The organism is Dietzia sp. Cai40, from assembly GCF_014145165.1.
GTDB lineage: Bacteria > Actinomycetota > Actinomycetes > Mycobacteriales > Mycobacteriaceae > Dietzia > Dietzia natronolimnaea.
Window position 1 is genome coordinate 1 of record NZ_JAALEB010000080.1, and the last position, 7,965, is coordinate 7,965.

At 70.8% G+C, this 7,965-nt stretch carries 7 protein-coding genes; all 7 read right to left on the bottom strand.

What is annotated here, in order from left to right; genetic code table 11:
* Positions 1–333: nucleoside-diphosphate kinase (locus G6022_RS04080; RefSeq protein WP_182691035.1), on the bottom strand; the 333-nt coding region annotated here is incomplete at its 3' end.
* A 30-nt stretch (positions 334–363) separates the two neighbouring features.
* Positions 364–780, bottom strand: coding sequence for a DUF4233 domain-containing protein (locus G6022_RS04085; protein ID WP_179524931.1), 417 nt, complete (start codon positions 778–780; stop codon positions 364–366).
* Entirely contained in the window at positions 777–2,369 is a 1,593-nt protein-coding gene (locus G6022_RS04090) for a folylpolyglutamate synthase/dihydrofolate synthase family protein (protein ID WP_182638858.1), read from the bottom strand. The genes G6022_RS04085 and G6022_RS04090 overlap by 4 nt, the downstream gene beginning before the upstream one ends.
* Positions 2,369–5,077 (bottom strand): valine--tRNA ligase, encoded by a 2,709-nt coding sequence (locus tag G6022_RS04095; RefSeq protein ID WP_182638860.1) that lies wholly within the window; start codon positions 5,075–5,077, stop codon positions 2,369–2,371. Before G6022_RS04095 ends, G6022_RS04090 begins: the two co-directional genes overlap by 1 nt.
* Positions 5,078–5,140: 63 nt before the next feature.
* Complete coding sequence (locus G6022_RS04100) at positions 5,141–6,133, bottom strand: malate dehydrogenase (RefSeq protein WP_182638862.1); 993 nt, start codon at positions 6,131–6,133, stop codon at positions 5,141–5,143.
* A gap of 159 nt (positions 6,134–6,292) precedes the next feature.
* Positions 6,293–6,922: a 3-oxoacid CoA-transferase subunit B gene (locus G6022_RS04105; RefSeq protein WP_182638864.1), complete on the bottom strand. Its 630-nt coding sequence runs from the start codon at positions 6,920–6,922 to the stop codon at positions 6,293–6,295.
* Positions 6,919–7,686: a CoA transferase subunit A gene (locus G6022_RS04110; protein WP_179524926.1), complete on the bottom strand. Its 768-nt coding sequence runs from the start codon at positions 7,684–7,686 to the stop codon at positions 6,919–6,921. Before G6022_RS04110 ends, G6022_RS04105 begins: the two co-directional genes overlap by 4 nt.
* Positions 7,687–7,965: the final 279 nt, after the last annotated feature.

A 7,965-nucleotide genomic window follows, 5' to 3' on the forward strand; every position in this document is an offset into this window, starting at 1 on the left:
GGTCTCCAGCCCGTAGTCCCCGCGAATGGACCCGGGGGCGGCCTTCTCCACCGGGTCGGTCCCGCCGGCGAGCTGTCGCCACGCGGCGATCGCGCGCGGACCCTCCACGACACCGGCCACGACCGGCCCGGAGGTGATGAACTCGAGCAGGTCGCCGTAGAACGGACGCTCGGCGTGCTCGGCGTAGTGCGCGGCCGCGGTCTCCTGTGGCACCCGGCGCATGTCCATGGCCACGAGCCGGAGGCCCTTGGCCTCGATTCGCGCGAGAATGGTGCCGGTCAGGCCTCGCTGGACGCCATCGGGCTTGATGAGGAAGAAAGTTCTCTCGGTCACGGCCGCAATGCTACAAGTACCCGGGACCCGTCAGTCGTGCTGGCTGGGCAGGTACCCGCCCGCCATCCGCCGGGAGAGGTCCCGCCGCAGATAGAGGATGTACGCCCACACCGCCGCGAACATCAGGCCGCACACGCCCATCGACCAGTGCACGGCCCACCCCGCCACCGCCAGCCCGGCGAGGGTGAGGTTCAGCGGGATCGCCCAGGGACGCCGCTGCAGTCCACTGGCCACGACCATCGCCACGGCGAGCAGGCTGACGAACCACACCTTCCAGGGCTGGAAGTGCTCTCCGTCGTCGACCCTCGCGATCACCGTGAGCACCAGGCCGATCACGATCGCCTCGAGGATCAGGGTCCCGGCCATGATCCCCCGAAGTCCCTTCCACGGATCCACCGAGGGTTCGTGGGCGGTGGCCGCCGGATCGACGGAACCGGTGTCGGTCACTGTGCGTCCTTTCCGAACAGGCTGCGGGCGGCCCCCGCGGTCAACACCGATCCCGTCACGAGTACGCCGACCCCGGAGACGTCGTCGTCGGCGGTCGGGTCGGGGACCCCCACCAGGTCCAGCGCGGCGCTGATCGCATCGGGCAGGGTGTCCACCACGTGGACCCGCTGGGCGGTGAACCGGTCCTCGGCGACCCTCGCGAGGTCCTCGAGCGCCATCGCGCGCGGCGACCCGGTCCTGGTGACGACGACCTCGTCGACCACCGGCTCGATGGCCGCGAGGAAGGCGTCGGCGTCCTTGCCGTCCAGCATCGCGACCACGGCGACGAGACGTCGGAAGTCGAATTCGGAGGTCACCGCCTCGGCGAGTGCGCGCCCGCCGTGACCGTTGTGCGCGGCGTCCACCAGCACCGTCGGGCTCGAGCTGAGGCGCTCGAGCCGGCCGGGGTTGTCCACGGCGGCGAATCCGGCGCGGATGAGCTCGGGGTCCAGCGACCGGTCGGGGCCCGCCCCGAAGAACGCCTCGACGGCGGCCAGGGCGGTGGCGGCGTTCTCGGCCTGGTGCTCGCCGAACAGAGGGAGGAACACCTCCGGGTACTCGCCTCCGAGACCACGCAGGGTGAGCTGCTGTCCGCCCACCGCCAGGCGGCGCTCGACCACGTCGAACTCCGAGCCGAGACGTGCCACCACCGCGCCCACCTCGACCGCGCGACGCAGCAGCACCTCCATCGCCTCGGGCTCCTGGCGACCGATCACGGCGACCGGGTCCCTCGGCAGCAGGTCATCCTCTGCTCCGGGCTGGATGATCCCCGCCTTCTCCCCCGCGATGGTCGCCAGGTCGTCCCCGAGGTAGTCGGTGTGGTCCAGACCGACAGGGGTGACGACGGCGACGGCCGGCCTCACCACGTTGGTGGCGTCCCAGGTCCCGCCCATCCCGGTCTCCACCACGGCCACGTCCACCGGGGCGTCGGCGAAGGCCGCGAAGGCCATCGCGGTGAGCACCTCGAAGTAGCTCATCCGGGGTCCACCACCGGCCTCGGACCGCTGGTCCACCAGTTCCAGGTACGGCTGCAGTTCGCGGTAGGTGTCCACGAACAGGCGTGCCGGGACGGGCTCGCCGTCCAGGGCGATGCGCTCGGTGACGGTCTGCAGGTGCGGGCTGGTGTTGCGCCCGGTGCGCTGGTGCAGTGCCCGAAGGAGGGCGTCGATCATCCGGGTGACCGAGGTCTTGCCGTTGGTCCCCGCCACGTGGACGACCGGGTAGGCGTGCTGCGGATCCCCGAGGACGCCGGTGAGCTCCGCGATCCGGTCCAGGCTCGGTTCGAGGCGGGTCTCCGGCCACCGGGTGGCCAGTTCCTCCTCGACCGCCGCGAGCTCTGCGGTGTCGGCCTGCCACTCGGGGCTGCCGACCTCCGGGATCGGTCGCGGCTCCTGGTGGTCCTCGCCGTCCTCGTCACCGGGCAGCGGCCCGCCGAGGGAGACCCCGGAGACCAGGCCCTCCTCGCCGAGCATCTCGGCGACGTCCTCCTCCGTGGGGGTGTCCCAGCCCTCGTCCGGGTCGTGGGGCTCGAGCCACCGATGACCCGCCATCAGGCGGTGCTCCCGGCCGGGAGGCCCTCGAGTCGGGCGGAGATCCGGCTGACCTCGGTCTCGGCGAGATCCCGGCGCGCGCGGATCTTGTCCACCACGTGGTCGGGGGCCTTGCCGAGGAACGCCTCGTTGCCCAGCTTGGCGCCGGTGGTCTCCAGCTCCTTGCGCGCGGCCGCGAGGTCCTTCTCCAGGCGGCGACGCTCGGCGGCCAGGTCGATGGTGCCGGAGGTATCGATCTCGACCCCCACCGTGGACAGCCCCAGCCGGACCTCGAGCGAGGCGGTGGCGGTGAAGTCGTCCCCGGCCGGGGTGATCCGCGCGAGCGAGGCCACCTGGTCGAGCAGGTCGGCGGGCAGATCCGCCGCGTCGACCCCGGTGACGCGCGCGGGCACCCGCTGGCCGGGCTTGAGTCCCTGGTCGGAGCGGAAGCGGCGGATCTCGGTGACGAGGGTCTGGGCGTCGGCCACGCGGCGCACGGACTCCGCGGCCCCCTCTGCCGGGGCCACGTCGGAGGGCCAGTCCGCGACCACCACGGAGTCGCGTCCGGTCAGGGCCGTCCACAGCACCTCGGTGACGAACGGGATGACGGGGTGCAGCATCCGCAGCACCACGTCCAGCACGTGTCCCAGCACGAGCCGCGTGTGCTCGGCGCGCTCGGAGCCGCGCGCCTCGTCGTCGTTCCCGAACTGGACCTTGGCCAGCTCCAGGTACCAGTCACACACCTCGTCCCACGCGAAGTGGTACAGGGCCTCGCAGGCCTTGGAGAACTCGTAGCGGTCCAGGGCGTCGTCGACCGACACGCGCACCTCGCCGAGGCGCCGGAGGATCCACCGGTCGGCGTCGGTGAGCGCGGACGCGTCCGGGAGCTCGCCCACCTTCGCGCCGTTCATCAGCGCGAACCGCGTGGCGTTGAACAGCTTGGTGGCGAAGTTGCGCGAGGCCTGGGCGGCGTCGTCACCCACGGACAGGTCGCCGCCGGGGTTGGCGCCCCGGGCCAGGGTGAAGCGCAGGGCGTCGGCGCCGAAGCGGTCGACCCAGTCGAGCGGGTCGATGCCGTTTCCCCTGGACTTGGACATCTTCTGGCCGTGCTCGTCGCGGACGAGCCCGTGGAGGAACACGTCGGTGAACGGGACCTTCCCCGGGGCGGAGGTGTCACCCGTCAGGGTGCGACCCACGAAGGTGCCGAACATCATCATCCGGGCCACCCAGAAGAACAGGATGTCGTACCCGGTGACCAGCACGGACGTGGGGTAGAACCGCTCGATGTCGGTGGTCCGGTCGGGCCAGCCCATGGTCGAGAACGGCCACAGCCCGGAGGAGAACCACGTGTCGAGCACGTCCGTGTCCTGCGTGTACCCGGCGGGCGGCTCCTCGCCCACGCCCACACAGACCACCTCGCCGTCCGGCCCGTACCAGATGGGGATGCGGTGGCCCCACCACAGCTGGCGGGAGATGCACCAGTCGTGCATGTCGTCGACCCAGTCGAACCAGCGCGGTTCCTGGCTCTTCGGGTGGATCACCGTGTCGCCGTCGCGCACGGCGTCGCCGGCCATCCTGGCCAGCTCCTCGACCCTGACCCACCACTGCAGGGACAGCCGGGGCTCGATCGGCTCGCCAGATCGCTCCGAGTGTCCGACGGAGTGCAGGTACGGGCGCACCTCCTTGACGATCCGGCCCTCGGCGGCGAGGTCCTCGCGGATCACCCTTCGCGCCTCGAACCGGTCCATCCCGTCGTAGCGTGTCCCCGTGTCGGCGATGCGGCCGGCCGCGTCCATGATCGTGGGCATCTCCAGCCCGTGGCGCTGGCCGATCGCGAAGTCGTTGGGGTCGTGCGCGGGCGTGACCTTGACGGCCCCCGTCCCGAACTCGGGGTCCACGTGGTCGTCCGCCACGACGCGCATGGTCCAGCCCTCACGGAACGGGTGCTCGATCTCGGTGCCCACGAGGTGGGCGTACCGCGGGTCCTCCGGGTGCACGGCGATCGCCGTGTCGCCCAGCATCGTCTCGAGCCGGGTCGTGGCCACCACCAGGTGCGGCTGCGAGTCGTCCATCGAGCCGTAGCGGAAGCTCACCAACTCGCCCTCGACATCCGCGTACTTGACCTCGATGTCCGAGATCGCGGTCTGGAGTGTGGGCGACCAGTTGACCAGCCGCTCGGCGCGGTAGATCAGCCCCTGGTCGTAGAGCTCCTTGAAGATGGTCTGCACCGCGCGGGACAGTCCCTCGTCGAGGGTGAACCGTTCACGCGACCAGTCGACTCCGTCGCCGAGGCGGCGCATCTGCTCGCCGATGGTCCCGCCGGACTCACGCTTCCACTCCCAGACCTTCTGGATGAACGCCTCTCGCCCGATCTCGTGGCGGTCGATCCCCTCGGCGCGGAGCTTGCGGTCCACGAGGGTCTGGGTGGCGATCCCGGCGTGATCCATTCCGGGAAGCCAGAGGACCTCGAACCCCTGCATGCGCTTGCGCCGCGTGAGCACGTCCATGAGCGTGTGGTCGAGCGCGTGGCCCATGTGCAGGCTGCCCGTGACATTCGGCGGAGGCAGCACCACCGAGTACGCGGGCTTGTCGCTGGAGGGGTCCGCCTCGAAGTAGCCGGCGTCGACCCAGCGTCGGTACAGCTCGGACTCGACCTCGCCGGGGTTCCAGGAGGCGGGGAGCAAATCCGCGCGGTCGGTCTCGGGGCCGGGGGTCGCTGCAGTCGTCACCCGACCATCGTAGGCCGTCCGCGCCGGGACCCCACACACGCCGCCCGGGCCCCGCCCCCGGGGTCAGTCGGTCAGGCCGAGGGCGTGCACGGCGTCGCGCTCGGAGATCAACTCGGCCACCGAGGCGTCGATGCGGGCGCGCTGGAAATCGTCGATCTCCAGACCCTCGACGACCTCCCATTCCCCGCCGTGACTGCGGCAGGGCAGGCCGGTGACCACCCCCGGGACCGTGTCGTACTGCCCGTCGGAGGGCAGCGCGACCGTGGTCCAGCTCTCCCCCGGTGTGCCGTGGACCCAGTCACGCATCTGATCGACGGCGGCCCCGGCCGCGGAGGCGGCCGACGACGAGCCCCGCACGGCGATGATCTCGGATCCCCGGTTCGCGACCCGCGGGATGAAGGTGTCGGCCAGCCAGTCCCGCCCGAGCCCGGCGGTCACGGGCTCACCGGCTCGGGTGAGATAGGAGACGTCCGGGAACTGGGTGGCCGAGTGGTTCCCCCACACCACGACCCCGTCGAGTTCGGCGACGGGGGCGCCCAGGCGGGTGGCGAGCTGGCTCAACGCCCGGTTGTGGTCGAGCCGCATGAGGGCGGTGAACCGACCGGCCGGGACGTCCGGGGCGTGCCTGTGCGCGATGTAGGCGTTGGTGTTGGCGGGGTTGCCCACCACCACGACGCGGATGTCGTCCGCGGCGCCGGCGTTGATCGAGCGTCCCTGGTCGCGGAAGATGGCACCGTTCGCGCTCAACAGGTCGGAGCGCTCCATGCCCTTGCCCCGCGGCATGGCCCCGACGAGGAACGCGGCGTTGGCGCCGTCGAACGCCGCGGTCGCGTCGTCGGTGATCTCGATCGAGTCGACCAGCGGCAGAGCGCAGTCCTCGATCTCCATCGCCACGCCCTCGGCGGCCGTGACGGCCGACGGGATGTCCAGCAGTCGGAGGCGGACCGGGGTGTCGGGGCCGTAGACCAGACCGGACGCCAGCCGGAAGAGCAAGGAGTAGGCGATCTTTCCGGCGGCACCGGTGACGGTGACGGTGACCGGGGCGGTGGAGCTCATGCGCGGGGACCTTCCTCTGGCGACGACGGGGTCGGTCCCCACAGTAGTGAGGAACCGGCACCCTGTTGACCGCGCGAGCCGCCGTACACCCGTTGTTCGCCCCGGGGCCGATCGGTGGTGTGCCGACCGGGCGGAGGGGCGGTCGGGCGGGAGGTCGCGCTAGGTGTGGACGTCGGCGCCCGTCTTGGCGCGGATCTCCTCGATCGTGACGCCCGGGGCCGGTTCGACGAGTCGGAACCCCTCCGGGCAAATGTCGAGGACGCACAGGTCGGTGACGACCCGCTGGACGCATCCGCGCCCGGTGTACGGCAGGGAGTTCTCCGCCAGGAGTTTGGCCTCGCCCGTGCGGGTGACGTGGTCCATCATCACGACCACCCGGCCGGCGCCGTGGACCAGGTCCATGGCCCCGCCCATGCCTTTGACCATGGCGCCGGGGATCATCCAGTTGGACAGGTCACCGGTCTGTGAGACCTGCATGGCGCCGAGCACGGCCACGTCGACCGTTCCGCCCCGGATCATGGCGAACGACGCCGACGACGAGAAGAACGCCGCCCCGGCAGCCGCGGTGATCGTCTCCTTGCCCGCGTTGATCATCTCCGGGTCGAGCTGTTCGGGCGTCGGGTAGGGGCCCACGCCGAGGATCCCGTTCTCCGAATGGAGAGTGACGTGGACGCCCGTCGGTAGGTGGTCCGGGATCAGTGTCGGCATTCCGATCCCCAGGTTGACGTACTGCCCGTCGACGAAATCGGTGGCGATGCGTGCCGCCATCTGCTCGTGTGTCCAGCTCATGACCTGTCCTCTCCCCTGCTGCTGAGCTTCTCGATCTCCACGCCGGTCTCCTGGCGTCCGACCTCGACGAGCCGCTGGACAAAGATGCCGGGGAGATGGACGTCCGCCGGGTCGATCTCGCCGGCCGCGACGATCTCCTCGGCCTGGACGATCGTGATGCGGCCGGCCATCGCGACGTCCGGGTTGAAGTTCCGGGCGGTGCCGCGGAACTGCAGGTTGCCCGCCGTGTCCGCCCGATGGGCGTGGACGAGCGCGAAATCCGTGACGATCGCGCGCTCCAGGACGTACGGGGTCCCGTCGAACTCTCGGACCTCTTTGGGCTCGGAGGCCACGGCGACTCCCCCGTCGCCGTCATAGCGCAGCGGCAGTCCGCCCTCGGCGACCATCGTCCCGACGCCCGCCGGCGTGTAGAAGGCCGGGATGCCCGCCCCACCGGATCGCATCCGCTCGGCGAGCGTGCCCTGCGGCGTCAGCTCCACCTCGAGCTCCCCGCTCAGGTACTGCCTGGCGAACTCCTTGTTGGCCCCCACGTAGGAGGCCGTGGTGCGGGTGATGCGGCGGGCCTCCAGGAGCGTGCCGAGGCCGAAGCCGTCCGTGCCGCAGTTGTTGCTCACGGTCTGCAGATCGGTGGCGCCCTGTTCCAGGAGTGCGTCGATCAGGACGGCGGGGATGCCGACCAGACCGAAACCCCCCACGGCGAGGGAGGCGCCGTCCGGGATGTCCGCGACCGCGGCGGCGGCCGACGAGAAGATTTTGTTGGTCATGTCACACATCGTAGGACCTGTTCGCCTGTTGCACAACTGTTCGTCTTACGTACACTTCCAGCGTATCGTGGTTCACGTCACCCGCACCAGAACTGACCCGCCGCTCCCCAGGAAAGGACCCATCCCATGCCCGCCACCCTGTCTCACCAGGTCAGCGGCCCGCCCTCAGCGGATGCCCCTGCCGTAGTACTGCTCGGATCCCTCGGTTCGGACCGGTCGATGTGGGACGCCCAGGTGCGCGATCTGGCCCGCGACCACGTGGTGATCGCCGTCGACCAC

What these genes read in the sequence shown, in the direction of transcription:
- G6022_RS04090 (WP_182638858.1), bottom strand. Translation starts at nt 2,369, where the DNA reads ATGGCGGGTCATCGGTGGCTCGAGCCCCACGACCCGGACGAGGGCTGG.
- G6022_RS04100 (WP_182638862.1), bottom strand. Translation starts at nt 6,133, where the DNA reads ATGAGCTCCACCGCCCCGGTCACCGTCACCGTCACCGGTGCCGCCGGA.
- G6022_RS04105 (WP_182638864.1), bottom strand. Translation starts at nt 6,922, where the DNA reads ATGAGCTGGACACACGAGCAGATGGCGGCACGCATCGCCACCGATTTC.
- G6022_RS04110 (WP_179524926.1), bottom strand. Translation starts at nt 7,686, where the DNA reads ATGACCAACAAAATCTTCTCGTCGGCCGCCGCCGCGGTCGCGGACATC.